Source organism: Cytobacillus sp. FSL R5-0569, from assembly GCF_038007265.1.
GTDB classification, from domain to species: domain Bacteria; phylum Bacillota; class Bacilli; order Bacillales; family Cytobacillaceae; genus Cytobacillus; species Cytobacillus kochii.
On sequence record NZ_JBBOWW010000001.1, the window covers coordinates 1,820,122 to 1,840,594 of the forward strand.

Here is a 20,473-nt window from a genome sequence, read left to right on the forward strand (position 1 = left end):
GGAATATTGCGATAAATTAATTTTATTTGCATTTGGTTAATGTAACAACGAACGAAGGGAGAATAAATGATTGCAGAAAATTTTAATTGCCAATAGAGGAGAAATTGCCTTAAGAATTATTAAAACTTGTAAAGCACTGGGGATCGAAACGGTAGCAATATACTCAGAGGCAGATGAAGAGATGCCTTTTGTTATTGAGGCAGATCAAGCATTTTTAATTGGACCACCACCGGTCAATCAATCTTATTTAAATGTTGAGAAAATCATTCAAATAGCTTTAGCAGAGAAAGTTGATGCCATTCATCCAGGCTATGGTTTCTTATCGGAAAATGCAGAATTTGCTAGAAGAATTCATGCAGCAGGTATTATCTTTATCGGTCCAAACCCTGACACAATTGAAAAAATGGGAGATAAGATTATATCTAGGCAAACGATGGAAAAAGCGGGTGTACCTATTGTGCCCGGTAGCAATAGTGGTGTTGTAACAGTTGAAGCTGCTCTGGCTTTAGCTGAAACATATGGTTACCCTATTATGCTTAAGGCAAGTGGGGGCGGTGGTGGAATCGGTATGGTGCGCTGTGAAACTGAGCAAGCGCTCAAAAATGCCTTCTCCTCGACAAAATCAAGAGCGAAAGCATATTTTGGCAGTGATGAAGTATTTGTAGAAAAGTGTATAGAGGGTAGTCGTCATATTGAGGTACAAATATTTGGTGATGATAAGGGACAAATTGTTAGCTTATTTGAAAGAGATTGTTCTATTCAAAGAAGGCATCAGAAAGTCATTGAGGAATCGCCTAGCCCTTCTCTTTCAATGAAAACGAGGGATAAGATGCTTGAGACTGCTATTAAAGCAGGAGAGGCAGTAGGTTATAAAAATGCTGGTACCGTTGAATTTATCGTCGATGCGGATGAGAATTTCTACTTCCTTGAAATGAATACACGTCTCCAAGTCGAGCATCCTGTCACAGAACAAATCACCGGGATTGACCTTGTAGAATGGCAAATTGATATTGCTAAAGGAAATGAACTTCCCCTTAAGCAAAGTGAAATCAAATCAGTTGGACATGCGATGGAGTTCCGCCTGTATGCGGAAGACCCCGTTACATTTATGCCTTCACCTGGTACGATTAGTAAACTAAAATGGGGAAACCTTGATGGTATCCGTATTGATTATGGCTATGTTGAAGGTTCTAAAGTAACTCCGTTTTACGATCCAATGATAGCGAAATGTATTATAAATGGCGAGAATCGAGAGGAAACATTACAAAAGGCAGCACAATTTTTTAATGATCTAGAAATTTCTGGTATTAAAACGAATGCTCCGTTGTTTGTAGAAATTTTAGCTGATCAAGATTTTAGTAAAGGTAAATATACAACTGATTTTTTGAAAAATAAATCTTTAATAAAAAAACAGTAATACCATCCAAGGAGGAAAAGAAAATGAAAGAAATCGTAGCAAATATGGCAGGTACAGTTCTTAATGTGTTAGTTGCAAATGGTGATGAAATTACTGCAGGGCAGGAAGTGCTTGTCTTAGAAAGTATGAAAATGGAAATTCCTGTTGAGAGCAATGAAGGCGGTAAAGTAGCTGAATTAAAAGTTAATATCGGTGATTTTGTAAATGAAGGCGATTCTTTATTAGTTTTAGAATAAGGAGAGATAAATCATGACAACGATACAAACATTAACAGACGATTTAAAAGAGAGACGAAAGAAAATTGAAGCAGGTGGTGCACCTAAATACCACGAAAAGCTTGAAGGCCAAAATAAATTATTTGCACGAAAGCGTTTGGAACTATTATTGGATGATGGTTTTTACGAAGAAGATGGTAAGTTTGCTAACTGTAGTGAAGAAGGATTGCCAGCTGATGGAGTCATCACGGGAGTAGGAAAGATTAATGGGCGCACAGTTTGTGTGATGGCGAATGATTCTACTATTAAAGCAGGTTCATGGGGAGCTAGAACAGTTGAAAAGATTATTCGAATTCAAGAAACAGCTGAAAAACTTAAAGCTCCATTGCTTTATTTAGTAGATTCAGCCGGTGCAAGAATAACTGATCAATTAGATATGTTTCCAAACCGTAGAGGTGCTGGGAGAATTTTTCATAATCAAGTAAAACTTTCAGGTGTTGTACCACAAGTTTGTTTACTATTTGGACCATCTGCAGCAGGCGGCGCGTATATTCCCGCATTTTGTGATATTGTCATTATGGTAGACGGGAATGCTTCTATGTATTTAGGATCACCAAGAATGGCGGAAAAAGTGATTGGGGAAAAGGTTTCCTTAGAAGAAATGGGCGGAGCAAGAATGCATTGTTCTGTTAGTGGTTGTGGCGATTACTTAGCATACAGTGAAGAAGAAGCGATTACGGTTGCACAAAACTATTTATCTTATTTTCCGGGGAATTTTCAAGAGTTACCTCCAACTAAAGAACCTGTAGCGCCTAAAGCTGGTAAGTCTTTAGAAGAGATCATTCCTGTGAATCAAAATGCCCCATTTGATATGTATGAATGTATTGAACAACTAGTTGATGAGAATAGTTTTTTTGAAATGAAGAAATTATTCGCTGCTGAACTTATTACTGGAATAGCGAGAATAGATGGAAAGCCAGTCGGGATTATAGCGAATCAGCCAAAGGTTAAGGGTGGCGTTCTTTTTGTTGACTCGGCTGATAAAGCAGCAAAGTTTATCTCACTATGTGATGCTTATCATATTCCATTGTTATTTCTAGCGGATGTTCCAGGGTTTATGATTGGCACAAAAGTAGAAAGAGCAGGTATTATTAGACATGGTGCGAAGTTAATTGCTGCAATGAGTTCCGCGACAGTACCGAAGATTTCAGTTATTGTCAGGAAAGCTTACGGTGCGGGATTGTATGCGATGGCGGGACCTGCTTTTGAACCGGATTGCTGTATTGCCTTACCAACTGCTCAAATAGCCGTTATGGGACCTGAGGCTGCAGTTAATGCTGTTTATTCTAATAAGATTAATGAAATTGAAGATATGAAAGAGCGCATTGCGTATGTACAAGAAAAACAAAAAGAATATAAGGAAACAATTGATATTTATAAATTGGCATCGGAACTCATTATAGATGATATTATCGCTCCAGGCGAGCTTAGAAGTGCCCTTATTAACCGCTTTGAGTTATACGCAACAAAAGATATACCAATCGTTTCTAGAAAACACCCAGTAAATCCAGTTTAAAGACCCTACCCTGACCTTTCTTAGGAGAGTAATCAGGGTTTTTTCTTTTATAGATATTTATTGATTGAATTTCTGGAAATGTACAATCTACCAATTGATCTTATCGGTGCTAATGTTTAAGTTTTGCTTTCTCAGTTGATTGATAAACTCAGTTTTGTTTTTAGGTGAAATGGCAATTGTTTTGAACTTCCCATAATTAATTTCAAGTTTATCAATAGACAAAGCAGGATCTGTAAACGGGTTTTTCGTTTCCGTAACGCTGTGTATTTCAGCTAACTTGATTGTCCACCTAAAAGGGCCATATTGAATAGTAAGAACATCGCTTTTAATTGTATACCCTGTCTTAAACCAAATCCACAGCAGACATAATCCAATGAGCGATAAAGTAGAGATTTTTATCCATTGTTTATCTAGGAACGATGGGCTTATCCAAACACCGAAGTTTGGAAAGAAGATGGGTGGAATAATAAAAAACAATGCACATAACCAATAGATTATTGACAACCATAAATCTTTCTTTGATGGAAAATACATATCATCATTTCCTTTCGTTATTATGCATACGCTTTTCTTGTTTAATCGGTTTCGTAAATGTTGAAAAATTCACAAGTATGTTCGTATTACCTCATATCATTATTTATTTTAAAAGTGAAACGAATGTACTCTTTTAGATCTATATTGTTTATTTGCATGTAGAATTTTTAGTAATAATTATGTTATACCTAGTCAAACAAAAAAGAAAAATAGATGAAACTTTCAAGAAAAAAAGAATCGTCTCACCTTTCAATAGCGAAATTTGCTAAAATGAGACTAAATACATTGTAAGTGAAGTGATAATGATGAAAATTGGGATTATTGGCGGAGGTTCTATCGGACTATTATATGCCTTCTATTTAAATAAACAACATGAGGTTACTCTTTATGTGCGTTCAGATGAGCAAAAGGACATTATCTCCTTAGAAGGTATCTTTTTAAATACGAAAGAAAATCGGAGGAATGAACGTATTCATGTTGAATATATACATAATTGGAAAGGGCAAGATGAGATTACCTTTGTTGCTGTAAAAGAATATCACCTTGACACACTCCTTGCCACTCTTAGCATACATACAAAAACGTTATTTATCTTCCTGCAAAATGGTATGGGTCATTTAGAAAAGCTCGAACGGTTAAAAAATCAACAAGTCTATATTGGTACAGTTGAACATGGTGCACTAAAGGTAAATAAAAATGAAGTGAATCATACGGGGTTAGGAGTAACAAAGCTTGCTCCTTTAACGGAAAATGCTGAACCCATCCAACTTTCAAATGTAATGGCTAATAGCGAAGATTTTCCATTCATGCTTTATCAGAACTATGAGGACATCATGCTGAAAAAATTAGTTGCAAATGCTGTGATTAACCCTTTAACAGCCATTCTAAAGATTCGAAATGGTTTACTAATTGAAGACCCATCTTATTTTAAAGTATTTAAAATCTTATTTACAGAAGTAACAGCTGCGCTTTTAATTAAAGATAGTCAAGAGATCGAAGCATATGTTATATCAATTTGTAGGAAGACTGCTCATAATCAATCATCTATGTTTAAAGATATTGTTGAAGGCAGGAAAACAGAAGTTGATGCAATTGTTGGTTACTGTCTTACCCAAGCAAATAAAAATCAAGAAAGTGTACCATTATTAACATCTTGTTATTTTATGATCAAGGGGATGGAGAAAAAGGGGGAGAAAGATTGAGTGTATTTTTATCCTCGATGATTGCGACATTTATTACTATACCATTTCTAGGGTATTTACTCGTTTTTATCATTTGTAAACAAGTGACGAAAAAGCATAAGAAATCTGTACATCTAGCTCTTGATTTTAGCACATTGCTGCTCATTCTCTCTGTCCATTTTATGATTGCTTCAATTTGGAATCGCTCATACATTTGGTTGATTTTTCTTTTCCTTATTAGTACTGCTATACTTTATCTATTGTATTATTGGCGGGTTAAGCAAGAAATAGATTACGGTAAATTGTTCAAAGGATATTGGCGCATTAATTTTTTGTTTTTTCTCACTGCTTACTGTGTTTTAATAGCAATTGGTATTTTTAACAGAATTAGTCATTTGATGTTTTAAAAAAGACTCTTTAGTTGGCTAAGGAAATATATTATCATTATGAATGATGAAATCAAAAGAAGTTAAAATCTAGCCCATCATAAGCAAAGTTTTTTTCTTTTCTTTTCTGACAATGCTATACTCATAAAGATACTTGGAAAATGTGTTTAGAAAGGAAGTTCATAGATGGAGATTTTGCATCTCACAATACCGGCCACTAATCGGTTTGCAACAGAGTATACTGCTCAAGATGAGAAAATTCAGCCATACTTCCACTACCGTTATAATCATATTAGTGATTTAAAGAGACGTATAGAAGAACTTGGTCAGAGAAATTTTTCACGAGATAAGCTAGTAAGTCATATAAGTGATTTCATGAATGGCTTTCCAACATCTGAGAAGGTACAAGAATCTCTTAAAAAGCTAAATGATGATAAAAGTGTAGTTGTTATTGGAGGGCAGCAGGCAGGTATAATGACTGGACCTCTTTATTCCATACATAAAGTCATTTCTATCATTGCCTTTGCTAAGGAAAAAGAGCGGGAATTAAATATTCCTGTTGTACCTGTTTTTTGGATTGCTGGTGAGGATCATGATTATCAAGAGGTAAACCATATTTATCGTTATGAAAACAACCAAATGAAAAAGCTGGTTTATCCAGAATCACCGAATGATAAAAAGATGGTATCAAATATCGCTATTGATTCAGATGTTTGTATCAAGTGGGTTGACGACATCATTGAGTCATTTGGTGAAACCGCATTTACAAAAGATATTATGTCATTCATTCATAAGGCTATAGAACAATCGAAAACATATGTAGACATATTTGCTCATTTAATTATGGGGATGTTTAAAGAACATGGTCTTTTATTGGTTGATTCAGGTAATGCGCAATTAAGACAATTGGAAAAGGGCATATTAGCTGAGCAAATCAAAGCTTCGACAAAAATGACAACAGCTGTGCTTGAAAATCAACAGAGATTACAAGCTGATGGTTATGCAAAAATGCTAGAAATTAGTGAAAATGCTGCTAATCTCTTCTATTATGATGAAGTTTTTAAAGAGAGAATCCTACTTGATTACAATCATCAAACCCAATGTTTTGTGAATACAGATGCTAAAATAAGCTTCACATTAGAAGAAATGTTAACGATGGCTGAAACAACACCCGAGAAACTGAGTAATAATGTTGTTACAAGACCTTTAACACAGGAATTACTTTTCCCCACATTAGCGTTTATTGCTGGACCAGGGGAAATCGCGTACTGGGCTGAACTGCAAAAAGTATTTGAGCAGTTCTCTTTAAAAATGCCGCCACTTGTTCCGCGCTTGAATTTTACGATTTTAGAGAGAGCAATTGAATCGGAAATGACAGAGCTTGGATTACAATTAGAAGACGTATTAATGAATGGTACTGAAGAACGAAAGAATCAATTTCTTCAATCAGTCCAAAGTAAAGAACGAGATGAAATCTTAAGCGAATTACAAGCGAAAATTGAAGAATCTTACAAACAGTTGTTAGCTTATACTTCAGAGAAAGAAAAGGGTATGTACCCACTCGTAGAAAAAAATCAAGCACTTGTACAAAAGCAAATTGCATTTATACAAACTAAATTTAAACAATCGACTGAGCAAAAATATACAAATATACTCTCGAAATTTGATCGTATCCAATCTTCCGTAAAACCAGACGGTATCCCACAAGAAAGGGTTTGGAATGGACTTTATTTTATCAATAAGTATGGTTTATCATTCTTCTCCCGGATTCTCGATCATGAACTACCTTTTGATGGTACGCATAAAGTGATGAAGGTATAAAGCAAAAGACTTAAATACTTCTCAATATTAGAGGAGGATTTAAGTCTTTTTTTGTGCACAAAGTAAAATAATAGGCACATAAAAGGTGGGAGAGGTTTAGGCTAGCCAAACGACAAGGGAAGATTTTGTAGTTGTCCGTAAGAATATGTCTTTGTCGATTTTTAAAATGTGTGACTAACGAATCTTCTTCTTTTGACAATTCTCTTTCAGCTTAATTCAAAATGAAATGGATAAGGTAAAAAAAGCAAATATTTTTGTAAAAAGATAGCGAAAGAAAAATATTTGAAAAATAAAAAAACAGCAGGAATTTATTGGACGTGAGCGAATCATTTAAAATAGTGGAGGAAAGTGGGGGAATGTGGTACATTTGTGTTAGAAAGTGGGTGAAGCGGGTATGTTTATGGGAGAATACCATCATAATGTTGATACAAAGGGCCGCTTAATCGTACCTGCTAAATTTCGTGAGAACTTAGGAGAGACATTTGTATTAACACGAGGTTTGGATCAATGTTTATTTGGTTATCCCTTAACAGAATGGAAAGAGCTTGAAGAGAAACTTAAAGCTTTACCCATGACAAAAAAGGACGCCCGCGCTTTTACCCGATTTTTCTTCTCGGGTGCAACAGAATGTGAAATTGACAAACAAGGACGAGTAAATATCGCTTCCCCACTAATGCAATATGCAAAATTAGATAAAGAATGTGTCGTATTAGGTGTTTCCAACCGAATTGAGATTTGGAGTAGAAGCCTTTGGGAAGAATATTTTGCAGAGTCAGAAGAATCTTTTGCTGAAATTGCAGAAAATATGATTGGCTTTGATATTTAAACAAGGCCTAACCCGAATGAATATATAAGGGGACTTTTACACACAATTACAGGTTGGGAAGGATGAGCAACAATGTTTAATCATACAACAGTACTTTTAAAAGAGACCGTAGATGGACTAAATGTGAAAGAAAATGGGATATACGTGGATTGTACTTTAGGTGGAGCTGGGCATAGTGAATATTTATTATCACAGCTCTCAAGTGAAGGAAGATTATTCTCTTTTGACCAAGATGAAACGGCAATTGAGAATGCGAAGGAGAAACTTGCTAAGTTCAGTGGGCAAGTGACACTGGTAAAAAGTAATTTTAGTCATTTAAAGGAAGAATTGAATGCAAGAGGGATTTCTGAAGTGGATGGTATTTTGTATGACCTAGGTGTTTCATCTCCTCAATTGGATACACCGGAAAGAGGTTTTAGTTATCATCATGACGCTCCGCTCGATATGAGAATGAATAAGCAAGCGGAGGTTTCAGCCTATGATGTTGTCAACCATTGGTCATATAACGAACTTGTGAAAATCTTTTTTAAATATGGTGAAGAAAAATTTTCTAAACAAATTGCAAGAAAAATTGAGTTAGCAAGAGAAAAAGCGCCGATAAAAACAACAGGTGAATTAGTAGATTTGATCAAGGAAGGCATACCTGCCCCAGCTAGAAGAAAAGGGGGTCATCCAGCTAAGCGGATTTTCCAAGCGATACGCATTGCTGTTAATGATGAATTAGGGGTATTCGAGCAGTCATTAGAGCAAGCGATGGGCTTGCTAAAAAGTGGTGGGAGAGTGAGTGTTATTACATTCCACTCGTTAGAGGATCGTATTTGTAAAGCGGCTTTTAAAGAGGCCAGCTCAACACCAGATCTACCACCGGGACTGCCGGTTATTCCTGATGAATATCAACCTAAGATGAAATTAGTGAACAGAAAACCTATTATTCCATCTGAAGAGGAGTTATCCCATAATAATCGATCTCGTTCAGCTAAACTCAGGATTATAGAAAAAATATAAAATAAAAGATACACACTCAGGAGGGGAAATATGGAGAATGTAGCTCGTAAACTACAGCAAGAACAACATGTATCTAATCAGCCGGCTCAAGCGCCAAAAAAGAAAATAAAAGATCGTAAATCATTGCTCTCGCCTGGAGAAAAAATAATGGGTATCGTATTTGCGGGTGCAGTTTTCTTTGGCGCCACAACAATTATTTCAAATCAAGCAGGTTTATATGAAGTAAATGCGGAAATTCAAGACACGCAAAAAGCAATCACTGAACAACAGAGTGTGAATAGTGATTTAAAAATGCAAATCGAGGAATTAAGTCGTCCAGACCGTGTAAAACAAGCAGCTGAAAAATCTGGCTTTGAAATGAATGAATCTCCTAAGGTTGTTGGTGGTGAGTAATGTATAAGAAGCAAAGAAATATGAATGTTGGAGCAGCGATATTGTTTATGATATTCAGTCTGCTCTTTTTTGTCTTGCTTTTCCGGTTTATCTCTATTCAAGTGTCTGGTGAAGCGGGTGGTAAAGTCATTGCTGCACAAGCTGAACAGTTGTACCAAGGTTCAACAACCATTGAATCTAAACGTGGGACAATTTACGATCGTAATGGCAATGTCATTGCTGAGGATAGTACAGCTTACACTTTAGTTGCCGTCTTATCAGAAAAAATGACCAAGAATAAAGATAATCCGAAACATGTGGTTGAAGCAGATGAGACGGCAAAGCAATTAGCTGAAGTCATTGATATGGAAGAGTCTGAAATCTACGAAAGATTAACAATCAATGAGAGGCGAGGCAAGGATGAACAGTTATTCCAAGTGGAATTCGGCCGTGCAGGTCAAAAATTAACAGTTAGTCAAAAGAAGAAAATAGAAGAGTTAGAGTTGCCAGGTATTGTTTTTCAACCGCAAACCATCCGTTTTTACCCTAATGGAACTTTTGCCTCGCATCTTATCGGGTATGTTGATTCCGTAGAAGGTGAAGATGGAAAACTCGAAGACAAAGGAATTATGGGCTTAGAGAAGAGCTTGAATGATTTAATGTTAGGGGAAGATGGCAAGTTTTCTTATGAAAAAGATATTTGGGGATACTTATTACCAAATGGTGAAGAAGTCGTAGAAAAAGCAGAAGACGGAAATGATGTATATTTAACAATCGATAATAAAATTCAAATCTTTTTAGAAGAAGCAATGAGCAAAGTAAGTGAAAAGTATGACCCAGAAAAGATGGTCGCCGTTGTCGCTGACCCGAAAACAGGCGAAATTCTTGCGATGAGCCAACGACCTACATTTAATCCAGAAACACGGGAAGGCATTGACCAAACATGGCGTAATCTCGCTATTGAGGATTCGTTTGAACCAGGTTCAACAATGAAAGCTTTTACGTTAGCAGCGGCAATTGAGGAAGGGGTATTTACACCTAATGCAACCTTCGAATCTGGTACGTATAAAGTTACGGAAAAATCTCCACCAGTAAGAGACCATAATAATGGACAAGGATGGGGTTCAATTACGTATTTAGAAGGCATTCAACGTTCTTCTAATGTAGCGATAGCGAAAATGGTAAAAGATCAACTAGGCTATGAAACATATCGAGAATACTTGACGAAATTTGGTTTTGAAGAACCAACCGGAATTGATTTACCTAATGAAGCTGGAGGGAAAATCGTTTACGAATGGCCATTTGAAAAAGTAACAACGGCTTATGGTCAAGGAACCGCTATTACACCCATTCAACAAATACAAGCGGCGACTGCTATTGCTAGTAATGGGTCTATGAAGCAGCCTCATGTAATAAGTGAAATAATTAACCCAAACAATGATAAAGTGGTAAAAGAAGCAAAAGAAGAGATTAAGGGTCAACCGATTTCTGAGAATACAGCCAAGGAAGTTAGAAAGGTATTGGAAACGGTTGTCTCTTCTGAGAATGGGACAGGCCATAACCATTATCAAATTGATGGCTACAAAGTAGCTGGTAAAACAGGAACAGCACAAATACCCAAAGAGGGTGGTGGCTATATTACAGGGCGAGAAAATTATGTGTTCTCCTTTTTAGGAATGGCACCTGCTGAAGACCCTGAATTACTAGTATATGTGGCTGTTCAGCAACCGGAGCTTGAAAATACAGAAACAGGCAGCGATCCTGTTTCAGAAATTTTTAAACCGGTTATGAAGAATAGCTTAAGTTATTTAAGTATTGAACCTACTGACTACGATAAACTTCAAGTGAGTAAAGGATTGAATTTTGAAGGAAAATCTGTTGAAGAAGCGAAGAAGTCATTGGAGAAAAATGGTATGCAGCCAATTATTATCGGTGAGGGTAAAAAGGTTGTAGAACAATCACCAGGCGCTACAGAAAGTGTGTTAGAAGGTGAAAAGGTTATTCTTAAAACGGATGGGAAGCTTACTGTTCCAGACTTAACTGGTTGGTCGATGAGAGATGTGATGAAGTTCGTTAAGCTATCTAATCTTAAGCTTAACAGTGTGGGCAACGGTTTTGCTGTCAAGCAAAATCTAGCTCCAGGAAGCGCTATAAAAGAGAATGAATACTTAATCGTAGATTTTCAACAAAGTGGAAAGAAAACCTCTACTAATGAGGGAGAAGAACTGAAAGATGATAAAAGTGCGAGCGAACAGTAGAAGTTAAAGACGAGCTTCTGTTCTAAAAATAATGTACAAACATAAAATGGAACGAGCCAGATAAAAAAGGAGGGTTCGTTCCATTTATGCGTGTATCTAATGTAACCGTTCGAAAAAGATTAATTGCTGCATTATTTATTGGGTTATTTGTTTTTTTAATTATTGATGTTCGCTTGGGCTATGTCCAATTTTTTATAGGAAATGTTCTCACAGATGGAGCCAAAGAATTATGGAGTAGGAATATCCCTTTTGAGCCTGAAAGAGGGGAAATTGTTGATCGGAACGGAGTCGCTTTAGCAACCAATGTAAGTGCTCCAACGGTTTACGTCGTCCCGAGACAAATTACCGAGCCTGACGATGCTGCTGAAAAGTTAGCCGCTACGCTTAATTTATCTAAAGAAAAAGTATTTGAAGAAATTACAGAGAAACAATCGAGTGTAAGAATTACTGGTGGCAGAAAAATCACCCATGAAAAAGCAAAAGAAGTAAGGTCATTAAATATAGATGGTGTATATATCGGTGAGGATTCTAAAAGGCATTATCCGTTTGGTGATTATCTATCCCATGTGCTCGGTTTTGCTGGCGTTGATAATCAAGGGTTGATGGGTCTAGAATTATACTACGATAAAGAACTAAGTGGAGAAAAAGGATCGGTTAAGTTTTATGCAAATGCAAAAGGACAGAGAATGAATGATATGGCTGATGATTATCAAGCACCCGTTGACGGTGATACATTAAAGTTAACTGTTGATACAAAAGTACAAACAATTATTGAAAGAGAACTTGACAATGCAGAGGCTAAGTATAATCCAGATGGATTAATAGCGATTGCGATGGATCCGAATACAGGAGAAATTCTCGGAATGTCTAGTAGACCGACATTTGATCCTGCAAATTTTCGTAATGTATCTGCAGATGTGTATAATCGTAATTTACCTATTTGGAGCTCCTACGAACCAGGATCAACTTTTAAAATTATTACATTGGCAGCCGCATTGGAAGAGGGGAAAGTTGATCTAGATCATGATCATTTTCACGATCCAGGTTATGTAGAAGTAGGCGGAGCCAAGCTTCGCTGTTGGAAAAAAGGTGGACATGGTTCACAAACCTATTTAGAAGTGGTACAAAATTCTTGTAACCCAGGTTTCGTTAATCTTGGTGAACGGTTAGGAAAAGACACTTTATTTAAATATATTCATGATTTTGGTTTTGGAGAAAAAACGGGGATTGACTTACAAGGGGAATCTACAGGAATACTATTTAACTTAGATAAAGTTGGACCAGTAGAGCAAGCGACAACGGCATTTGGTCAAGGGGTATCAGTCACACCCATTCAGCAAGTTGCCGCCATTTCTGCAGCTATAAACGGTGGAACATTGTATACACCATATATTGCTAAAGAAATCGTGGATTCTAAAACAGGCGATGTCCTAAAACAAGTCACACCTGAAGCGAAACGAAAGGTAATATCAAAAGAGACATCAACTGAGATTCGCAGAGCATTAGAAACCGTAGTTGCTCAAGGGTCAGGTAAGAATGCATTTGTTGAAGGGTATAGAGTAGGAGGTAAGACAGGAACAGCCCAGAAGGCTCAAGGTGGTAAATATCTAGAAAACAACCATATTGTTTCCTTTATTGGCTTTGCACCAGCTGACGACCCTGAGATTGTCGTTTATACAGCTGTTGATAATCCGAAAGGCACGGTCCAATTTGGTGGTGTTGTAGCTGCTCCGATTGTTGGTAACATTATTGGTGATAGCTTACGAGCTATGGGAGTTGAACCTAGGAAAGATCAAGTAGAAAAAGAGTATGCTTGGCCAGATACACCGCTTTTAGAAGTACCTGATTTAGTAGGTATAACAAAATTGGAGTTAGGTGAGATGATGATTAACCTTCAAATTGAAGCTAGTGGACAAGGAGATACAGTTGTAAAACAATCGCCTCTTCCTGGTACAAAAATCAAAGAAGGTTCCACCATACGCCTCTATTTCAACGATGAACAGCATGATGACACTGAGGAAGGCGGCGATTAAAAGCCGCCTTTTTCTAAGTTTATGATTATAATCAATCAGCATATGTAACAAAGGAGCTAGAGGTTGAGTCCAATAATTAGTAGGGTTTAAATAGCGTATAATGGATGATAAGAAGGCTTTTGGCGGATCAAGTGCTATTATTTTTATAGAAAAAACCGTTTAAACGAGGCAATTATAAGAAACTCATAGAAAATTATCGCTGAATCATGTAAAATATTATACGCCTATCATCTTTAACGCATAGGTTAGACAAAATGATCGTAAAAATGTTTTATGAGAAGTTTGTATGAGAGGAATGGAGTTTTATGAAATTACATACGTTGCTACAAAAGTTGCAACCTTATCTTCAATATAATGATGTAGACAATATTGAAATTCAATCAATTGAAAATGATAACCGTAAAGTAGAAGAAGGTAGCTTATTTGTTTGTATAAAAGGCTACACAGTTGATGGTCATGACTTTGCTGCTTCAGCTGTCGAAAAAGGAGCAGTAGCCGTTATTTCTGAGAAAGAGCTCTCCTTAAAGGTACCCGTGATTGTTGTGAAGAGTACAAGAAGAGCACTATCTTTACTTTCAGATGCCTTTTACGGGCAGCCAAGTCAACAGTTACACTTAATAGGTGTGACAGGTACAAATGGGAAAACAACGACAACACATATCATTGATAAAATTTTATCAGATGCTGGTCAAAAAACGGGTCTGATGGGCACAATGTATACTAAAATTGGTCAGCAAAAATATGAAATTAAAAACACTACGCCTGAGAGTCTTACTTTACAGAGAACATTTAAACAAATGAAAGATACTGGCGTCACATCAGCAGTGATGGAAGTGTCATCTCATTCATTAGATGAAGGTAGAGTACATGGTTGTGATTTTGATGTAGCTGTATTTACAAATTTAACGCAAGACCACCTAGATTACCACCATACTATGGATGAATATCGTCGTGCTAAAGGCCTTCTGTTCGCACAACTGGGGAATGCCTATCATTATGATCGACCGAAATATGCTGTTTTGAACGTAGATGATCCAGCGTCATATGATTATGAAAAATCAACTTCCGCATATATACTAACGTATGGAATTGATCGAGATGCGGACTTTCGGGCAAGAAATATAGAAATGAATGCTTCTGGCACCACATTTGAATTAGACAGTCCAATCGGAACCTATTCTCTTCATATTCAGTTAATAGGAAAATTTAGTGTATATAATGTATTGGCAAGTATTGCTGCAGCTTTTGCTTCTAATATTTCTATGGAGCAAATTATCCAGTCTGTTGAAAGTGTAGCTGGCGTTGCAGGGAGATTCGAAACGGTAGATGCTCATCAAGATTTCACCGTTATTGTAGATTACTCTCATACGCCAGATAGTTTAGAGAATGCATTAAAAACAGTGCAACAATTAGCAAAGAAAAGAATCTTTACAGTTGTCGGTTGTGGAGGAGATAGAGATCGTACGAAAAGGCCTTTAATGGCTCAAATTACTTGTAAACATAGTACTGATGCTATATTTACATCTGATAATCCCCGTACCGAGGACCCTGAAAGTATTTTGAAAGATATGGAAGCTGGTGTGAAGAACGAATCTTATGTTTCAATTATTGATCGAAAAGAGGCTATACAATATGCAGTGAATCAGGCAGAACCTGGGGATTGTATACTAATAGCAGGTAAAGGTCATGAAACATATCAAATAATTGGTCATGAGCATTTTGATTTTGATGATCGATTAGTAGCGAAGGAAGCCATTGAAAAAAAGAAAACAAGTAGCAAGTGACTAAAAAAATAACATGATCATGAATGATTGAAAGGTTTAGAATATATGATAAAACGATTAAGAAAAAAACAAGTAAAACAATTCTCAATACCCGTTAAAGGTTGTGAACAATAATGATGGAGCAAGTGATATTATTTACAATAATCCTAGGTTTCTTAATTACCGTACTCATTTCTCCGTTGTTCATACCTTTTTTAAGGAGACTTAAATTCGGTCAAAGCATAAGAGAAGAAGGACCAAAATCCCACCAGAAGAAAACAGGAACGCCTACAATGGGTGGCTTAATGATTCTATTTTCAATTACATTAAGTACGCTCATTATGACTGCTAAATTCCAAGGACCGACAAGTACCACTTATTTGCTGCTTCTCGTTACTTTAGGTTTTGGTTTATTAGGATTCTTAGATGATTTTATTAAAGTAGTGATGAAAAGAAACTTAGGTTTAACTTCATTGCAAAAACTAATCGGACAGATTATTATTTCAATAATATTCTTCTTCGTATTAAAGCAAACCGGTTTTAGTACAGAAGTAGCGATTCCTTTAACCGATTTTTCCATTGATTTAGGATGGGGCTATGCCTTATTTATTATTTTTTGGCTCGTTGGGTTTTCAAATGCTGTGAACTTAACAGACGGGTTAGATGGATTGGTAAGTGGGACAGCAGCAATCGCATTTGGTGCATTTGCCGTCCTAGCTTGGAGTCAATCATTATTTGAAGTATCAGTGTTTTCAGTAGCAGTTGTTGGTGCACTTCTTGGATTTCTTGTATTCAATGCACATCCAGCCAAAGTTTTTATGGGTGATACAGGATCACTTGCATTGGGTGGAGCAATTGCAGCGATTGCCATCATGACAAAGTTTGAACTAATCTTACTAATCATAGGCTTCGTATTTGTTATTGAAACATTATCAGTGATTATTCAAGTAGCTTCTTTCAAGACAACAGGTAAACGTGTATTTAAAATGAGCCCATTACATCATCACTACGAGCTTGTAGGGTGGTCAGAGTGGCGCGTTGTTGTGACATTTTGGACAGTAGGTCTTCTTTGTGCCATTCTCGGAATCTATGTAGAGGTGTGGATGTAATGAAAACAGTGAATCATTATCATCATAAAAAAATACTCGTGTTAGGACTTGCTAAAAGTGGTGTCGGTGCGGCATCTCTACTACATAAGTTAGGTGCTTTTGTAACGGTAAATGACTATAAACCTCTAGATGAAAATCCGGAGGCCCAAAGCTTATTACAGCAAGGTATTACCGTAATTTGTGGAAGCCACCCAGTCGACTTGCTTGATGAAGGGTTTGAATATGTGGTAAAAAACCCTGGCATTCCATATAGCAACCCTATTGTCCAAGGGGCGATTGATAGAGGGTTACCGGTTATTACGGAAGTAGAACTGGCTTATCAAATATCCCAAGCTCCATTTGTTGCTATTACTGGTACAAATGGGAAAACAACAACGACAACGCTCATTAATGAAATTTTTCAGGCTGCTAATAAGTCTTCGCTTATTGCTGGTAACATCGGAAAGGTATCTTCTATCGTTGCGGAAAACGCGAAGAAGGAAGATACAATTATTATTGAGTTGTCTTCTTTTCAATTAATGGGAATTGAAGCATTTCGCCCAAAAATTGCTATTTTAACCAATCTTTATGAAGCACATATTGATTATCATGGCACAATGAAAGAATATATCAGTGCAAAAGCGAATATCACAAAAAACCAAACGGAGGAAGATTACTTCATTGTAAATGCTGATCAAGAAGCAGTGATGGAAGTAGCTGCCCATTCAAAAGCAACAATTATCCCGTTTTCTACCACTGGAGAATTGGAAAAAGGTGGATATATCAAAGACGGCATCATTTACTTTAATGAGGAAGCAATTATATCTATTACCGATATTGTTCTCCCGGGGGCACATAACTTAGAAAACATTCTATCAAGTATCATTGCTGCGAAATTGTCCGGTATTAATAATGAAGCCATCTATCAAGTTTTAACGACTTTTCAAGGAGTAGCGCACCGTCTACAATTCGTTGGCGAAAAGAATAAAAGGCGTTTTTATAATGATTCAAAGGCAACAAATATTTTAGCGACAACGAAAGCTTTAGCTGCCTTTGATCAGCCGATTGTTCTTCTAGCTGGCGGTCTTGATCGTGGTAATGCCTTTGATGAGCTTATACCAGCACTTACAAATGTAAAAGCCGTCGTAACTTTCGGTGAGACGGCTGAAAAAATTGACGCTGCTGCTGCTTGTGCAGGGATAAAAAGCATCGTACATGCCAATAATGTGGAAGATGCTGTGCCACTGGCTTTTGACCTTTCAAAAGAAGGAGATATTATCTTACTTTCGCCCGCGTGTGCAAGTTGGGATCAATATAAAACTTTTGAAGTAAGAGGAGACATTTTTATAGAAGCGGTGCATAAGCTTAAGTAAAGGGCTTGTCTGCCGGTTCAAATGATCCTATTCCTTTAGCTAAGCTTGATTTTGTTCGGTAGAGGAAACTGCAAACAGCCCTAAAACTTGCATTTAGAGGTGTGTTGACTTTGCCAACTAAAAAAGCCACTCCAGATATGATATTAATTATTGTTACGCTCATGCTCTTAGCTGTTGGACTAACGATGGTTTATAGTGCCAGTGCCATTTGGGCAGATTACAAGTTTGATGACGCTTTTTTCTTCGCGAAAAGGCAGTTACTATTTGCAGTTGTGGGTTTAGTAGCCATGTTCTTTCTTATGAATGTCGATTATTGGACATGGAGAACATGGGCAAAAGTCATCATCATTGTTTGTTTTGTGTTGCTATTATTAGTATTAATACCTGGTATAGGAAATGTTAGAAATGGATCAAGAAGTTGGATAGGGGTTGGTGCATTCTCTATTCAACCTTCCGAGTTTATGAAACTAGCGATGATTGCTTTTCTCGCTAAGTTCCTTTCCGAAAAACAGAAACTCATTACCTCATTTAAGAAGGGGTTAGTACCTTCATTAGGTCTAGTATTTCTTGCTTTCGGCTTAATCATGTTACAGCCTGATTTAGGCACGGGAACTGTAATGGTAGGGACTTGTATTGTAATGATATTCGTGTCAGGTGCAAGAATTAAACATTTCGCATTTTTAGGTTTAATCGGTATAGGAGGCTTTGTTGCTTTAGTGCTCTCTGCTCCTTATCGAATCAAAAGAATTACTTCCTTCTTAGATCCTTGGCAGGACCCTTTAGGAAGTGGATTTCAAATTATACAATCTCTTTATGCAATTGGTCCAGGTGGATTATTCGGTTTAGGTTTAGGAGAAAGCAGACAGAAATTCTTCTATTTACCAGAACCACAAACAGATTTTATTTTTGCTATATTATCTGAGGAATTAGGTTTTATAGGGGGCACATTCGTGATTTTACTCTTCGCTCTTCTTTTATGGAGAGGAATTAGAGTAGCGCTTGGTGCACCAGATTTATATGGTAGTTTTTTGGCAGTAGGAATTATCGCCATGGTTGCCATACAAGTAATGATTAATATTGGAGTAGTCACTGGTTTAATGCCAGTAACTGGGATCACTTTACCATTCTTAAGTTATGGAGGTTCTTCATTGACCCTTATGTTAATGGCAATTGGTGTGCTACTTAATATTAGTCGGTATTCTCGTTATTAATGAAACCCATTTTAGGGTTTCTTTTTTTGCTGATAGGAAAATCGCAAATTAAAAAAGAATATATAGTTAAAGCTTCAATTATGTGGTATTACTTGGTTTAATTTGTTAGTGTAGAACATTCATTTATTTCAAAAGGGAAAGAGATTTTCCAAATTCATTACATTTGCATGACATTGTAGGTTATCATTTCTTCCTTTCAGTGCAAATATAGTAGAATAGGATAAAGTAAGACTAGTAAACAGTAAGGAAACTAACAGCTTTGTTTGAGGTGAAAGCATGAAAATTGCATTAAGTGGTGGTGGCACAGGTGGACATATTTACCCTGCGCTTGCCTTAATTCGAGAAATTCAAAAGCAAGATAAAAACGCAGAATTCTTATACATAGGTACTAAAAATGGGCTAGAGGCATCGATTGTTCCTCGTGCTAATATACCTTTTCAGTCAATTGAAATTTCAGGATTTAAAAGAAGCTTATCTTTAGATAATGTGAAAACGATTTGGCGGTTCTTAAAAGGTGTTCAAGAAAGTAAAAAAATGTTGAAGGAATTTCAGCCAGATGTCGTAATTGGTACAGGTGGTTATGTATGTGGGCCAGTTGTATACGCTGGTGCCAAGTTGGGGGTTCCAACAATCATTCATGAACAAAATAGTGTACCTGGTTTAACAAATAAGTTCCTTAGTAAATATGTTGATAAAGTAGCTGTATGCTTTGATGAAGCTGTGGCAAGCTTTCCTAAAGGAAAGGTAGTTATGACGGGTAATCCCAGAGCAACAGAAGTGCTTGGACAAAATGCCATTAATGGTAAATTATCTGTGGGTCTAGATCCAGCTAAACCATCTGTTTTGATTTTCGGTGGTAGTAGGGGAGCAAGGCCGATTAATGATGCCGTGTTAAAAACATTTACACAGTTAGCATCTAGGCCGTATGAAGTATTATATATCACCGGTGAGGTCCATTATGAAAGTGTAAAGAAAGAGGCTGAATTGGCTGGAAATCCCGAAAATATCAAAATCAAGCCTTTTATTCATAATATGCCAGAAGTATTAGCGGGAACGGACCTTGCTGTAACAAGAGCAGGGGCAACAACCCTAGCTGAATTAACGTCATTAGGCATCCCAAGTATATTAATACCAAGCCCATATGTTACGAATAATCATCAAGAAAAGAACGCGAGAGCATTAAGCGACCATGGCGCAGCAGAATTACTCCTAGAAGGAGATTTGAGTGCGAATAAATTAATTGAATCGATTGACCGGATTTTATTAGATGAGGACAAAATTGTCGCAATGAAATCTGCTGCAAAGAAGATAGGCGTCCCAGATGCAGCCGATCGGTTATATAATGTCATGAAAAAATTAATGAAAGACAAGTAGTAATGTAGCCCATTCTTGATGGTATTAGCATAATATAGAA

General features: G+C 36.8%; 17 protein-coding genes. 16 read left to right on the forward strand and 1 reads right to left on the reverse strand.

The annotated features are described in order from the left end of the window. Positions 1-70 precede the first annotated feature (70 nt). The 3 genes from MKX78_RS09560 to MKX78_RS09570 are packed head-to-tail and all read left to right on the forward strand — an operon-like array spanning position 71 to position 3,208. Positions 71-1,417, forward strand: a complete 1,347-nt coding sequence (locus MKX78_RS09560) for an acetyl-CoA carboxylase biotin carboxylase subunit (protein ID WP_307314585.1) — start codon at positions 71-73, stop codon at positions 1,415-1,417. A 23-nt stretch (positions 1,418-1,440) separates the two neighbouring features. After that, positions 1,441-1,653: a biotin/lipoyl-binding carrier protein gene (locus tag MKX78_RS09565; protein WP_095369626.1), complete on the forward strand. Its 213-nt coding sequence runs from the start codon at positions 1,441-1,443 to the stop codon at positions 1,651-1,653. A gap of 13 nt (positions 1,654-1,666) precedes the next feature. After that, on the forward strand, positions 1,667-3,208 hold the full coding sequence (locus MKX78_RS09570) for an acyl-CoA carboxylase subunit beta (RefSeq protein ID WP_307314581.1): 1,542 nt from the start codon (positions 1,667-1,669) through the stop codon (positions 3,206-3,208). A gap of 87 nt (positions 3,209-3,295) precedes the next feature. Here MKX78_RS09570 and MKX78_RS09575 read toward each other — a convergent pair whose 3' ends face one another. After that, the gene (locus MKX78_RS09575) at positions 3,296-3,742 is read right to left on the reverse strand and encodes a PH domain-containing protein (protein WP_095369625.1); all 447 of its coding nucleotides are present in this window, start codon (positions 3,740-3,742) and stop codon (positions 3,296-3,298) included. Positions 3,743-4,047: 305 nt separating this feature from the next. Here MKX78_RS09575 and MKX78_RS09580 point away from each other — a divergent pair, with 305 nt between their 5' ends. From MKX78_RS09580 to murG, 13 genes are all read left to right on the forward strand, one after another. Next, a complete protein-coding gene (locus MKX78_RS09580) occupies positions 4,048-4,944 on the forward strand; it encodes a 2-dehydropantoate 2-reductase (RefSeq protein ID WP_341050685.1) in 897 nt (298 codons plus the stop codon). Further along, positions 4,941-5,330: a DUF3397 domain-containing protein gene (locus tag MKX78_RS09585; RefSeq protein WP_095369623.1), complete on the forward strand. Its 390-nt coding sequence runs from the start codon at positions 4,941-4,943 to the stop codon at positions 5,328-5,330. Before MKX78_RS09580 ends, MKX78_RS09585 begins: the two co-directional genes overlap by 4 nt. A gap of 165 nt (positions 5,331-5,495) precedes the next feature. After that, on the forward strand, positions 5,496-7,130 hold the full coding sequence (gene bshC, locus MKX78_RS09590; RefSeq protein ID WP_307314574.1) for a bacillithiol biosynthesis cysteine-adding enzyme BshC: 1,635 nt from the start codon (positions 5,496-5,498) through the stop codon (positions 7,128-7,130). A gap of 394 nt (positions 7,131-7,524) precedes the next feature. Further along, the gene (mraZ, locus tag MKX78_RS09595) at positions 7,525-7,956 is read left to right on the forward strand and encodes a division/cell wall cluster transcriptional repressor MraZ (protein WP_095373480.1); all 432 of its coding nucleotides are present in this window, start codon (positions 7,525-7,527) and stop codon (positions 7,954-7,956) included. 72 nt (positions 7,957-8,028) lie between these two features. Further along, a complete protein-coding gene (gene rsmH, locus MKX78_RS09600) occupies positions 8,029-8,961 on the forward strand; it encodes a 16S rRNA (cytosine(1402)-N(4))-methyltransferase RsmH (RefSeq protein WP_307314569.1) in 933 nt (310 codons plus the stop codon). Between the two features lie 30 nt (positions 8,962-8,991). Further along, positions 8,992-9,354 (forward strand): cell division protein FtsL, encoded by a 363-nt coding sequence (gene ftsL, locus MKX78_RS09605; protein WP_095369620.1) that lies wholly within the window; start codon positions 8,992-8,994, stop codon positions 9,352-9,354. Then, positions 9,354-11,591 (forward strand): penicillin-binding protein, encoded by a 2,238-nt coding sequence (locus MKX78_RS09610; RefSeq protein ID WP_307314567.1) that lies wholly within the window; start codon positions 9,354-9,356, stop codon positions 11,589-11,591. The genes ftsL and MKX78_RS09610 overlap by 1 nt, the downstream gene beginning before the upstream one ends. Positions 11,592-11,677: 86 nt before the next feature. Continuing rightward, complete coding sequence (locus tag MKX78_RS09615) at positions 11,678-13,624, forward strand: stage V sporulation protein D (RefSeq protein WP_095369618.1); 1,947 nt, start codon at positions 11,678-11,680, stop codon at positions 13,622-13,624. A 305-nt stretch (positions 13,625-13,929) separates the two neighbouring features. Next, positions 13,930-15,408, forward strand: coding sequence for a UDP-N-acetylmuramoyl-L-alanyl-D-glutamate--2,6-diaminopimelate ligase (locus MKX78_RS09620; RefSeq protein WP_307314562.1), 1,479 nt, complete (start codon positions 13,930-13,932; stop codon positions 15,406-15,408). Between the two features lie 113 nt (positions 15,409-15,521). After that, positions 15,522-16,496 (forward strand): phospho-N-acetylmuramoyl-pentapeptide-transferase, encoded by a 975-nt coding sequence (gene mraY, locus MKX78_RS09625; RefSeq protein WP_095369616.1) that lies wholly within the window; start codon positions 15,522-15,524, stop codon positions 16,494-16,496. Further along, the gene (gene murD, locus MKX78_RS09630; protein ID WP_307314560.1) at positions 16,496-17,848 is read left to right on the forward strand and encodes a UDP-N-acetylmuramoyl-L-alanine--D-glutamate ligase; all 1,353 of its coding nucleotides are present in this window, start codon (positions 16,496-16,498) and stop codon (positions 17,846-17,848) included. The genes mraY and murD overlap by 1 nt, the downstream gene beginning before the upstream one ends. A 110-nt stretch (positions 17,849-17,958) precedes the next feature. Next, the gene (spoVE, locus tag MKX78_RS09635) at positions 17,959-19,059 is read left to right on the forward strand and encodes a stage V sporulation protein E (protein WP_095369615.1); all 1,101 of its coding nucleotides are present in this window, start codon (positions 17,959-17,961) and stop codon (positions 19,057-19,059) included. 276 nt (positions 19,060-19,335) lie between these two features. Continuing rightward, on the forward strand, positions 19,336-20,433 hold the full coding sequence (murG, locus tag MKX78_RS09640; protein WP_095369614.1) for an undecaprenyldiphospho-muramoylpentapeptide beta-N-acetylglucosaminyltransferase: 1,098 nt from the start codon (positions 19,336-19,338) through the stop codon (positions 20,431-20,433). Positions 20,434-20,473: the final 40 nt, after the last annotated feature.

Bases quoted from the DNA above. Each gene is read 5' to 3' on its own strand.
- MKX78_RS09610 (WP_307314567.1), top strand. From the start codon at position 9,354: ATGTATAAGAAGCAAAGAAATATGAATGTTGGAGCAGCGATATTGTTT.
- MKX78_RS09565 (WP_095369626.1), top strand. From the start codon at position 1,441: ATGAAAGAAATCGTAGCAAATATGGCAGGTACAGTTCTTAATGTGTTA.
- rsmH (WP_307314569.1), top strand. From the start codon at position 8,029: ATGTTTAATCATACAACAGTACTTTTAAAAGAGACCGTAGATGGACTA.
- murD (WP_307314560.1), top strand. From the start codon at position 16,496: ATGAAAACAGTGAATCATTATCATCATAAAAAAATACTCGTGTTAGGA.
- MKX78_RS09575 (WP_095369625.1), bottom strand. From the start codon at position 3,742: ATGTATTTTCCATCAAAGAAAGATTTATGGTTGTCAATAATCTATTGG.
- murG (WP_095369614.1), top strand. From the start codon at position 19,336: ATGAAAATTGCATTAAGTGGTGGTGGCACAGGTGGACATATTTACCCT.
- mraZ (WP_095373480.1), top strand. From the start codon at position 7,525: ATGTTTATGGGAGAATACCATCATAATGTTGATACAAAGGGCCGCTTA.
- MKX78_RS09620 (WP_307314562.1), top strand. From the start codon at position 13,930: ATGAAATTACATACGTTGCTACAAAAGTTGCAACCTTATCTTCAATAT.
- ftsL (WP_095369620.1), top strand. From the start codon at position 8,992: ATGGAGAATGTAGCTCGTAAACTACAGCAAGAACAACATGTATCTAAT.
- bshC (WP_307314574.1), top strand. From the start codon at position 5,496: ATGGAGATTTTGCATCTCACAATACCGGCCACTAATCGGTTTGCAACA.
- MKX78_RS09615 (WP_095369618.1), top strand. From the start codon at position 11,678: ATGCGTGTATCTAATGTAACCGTTCGAAAAAGATTAATTGCTGCATTA.
- MKX78_RS09570 (WP_307314581.1), top strand. From the start codon at position 1,667: ATGACAACGATACAAACATTAACAGACGATTTAAAAGAGAGACGAAAG.
- MKX78_RS09580 (WP_341050685.1), top strand. From the start codon at position 4,048: ATGAAAATTGGGATTATTGGCGGAGGTTCTATCGGACTATTATATGCC.
- mraY (WP_095369616.1), top strand. From the start codon at position 15,522: ATGATGGAGCAAGTGATATTATTTACAATAATCCTAGGTTTCTTAATT.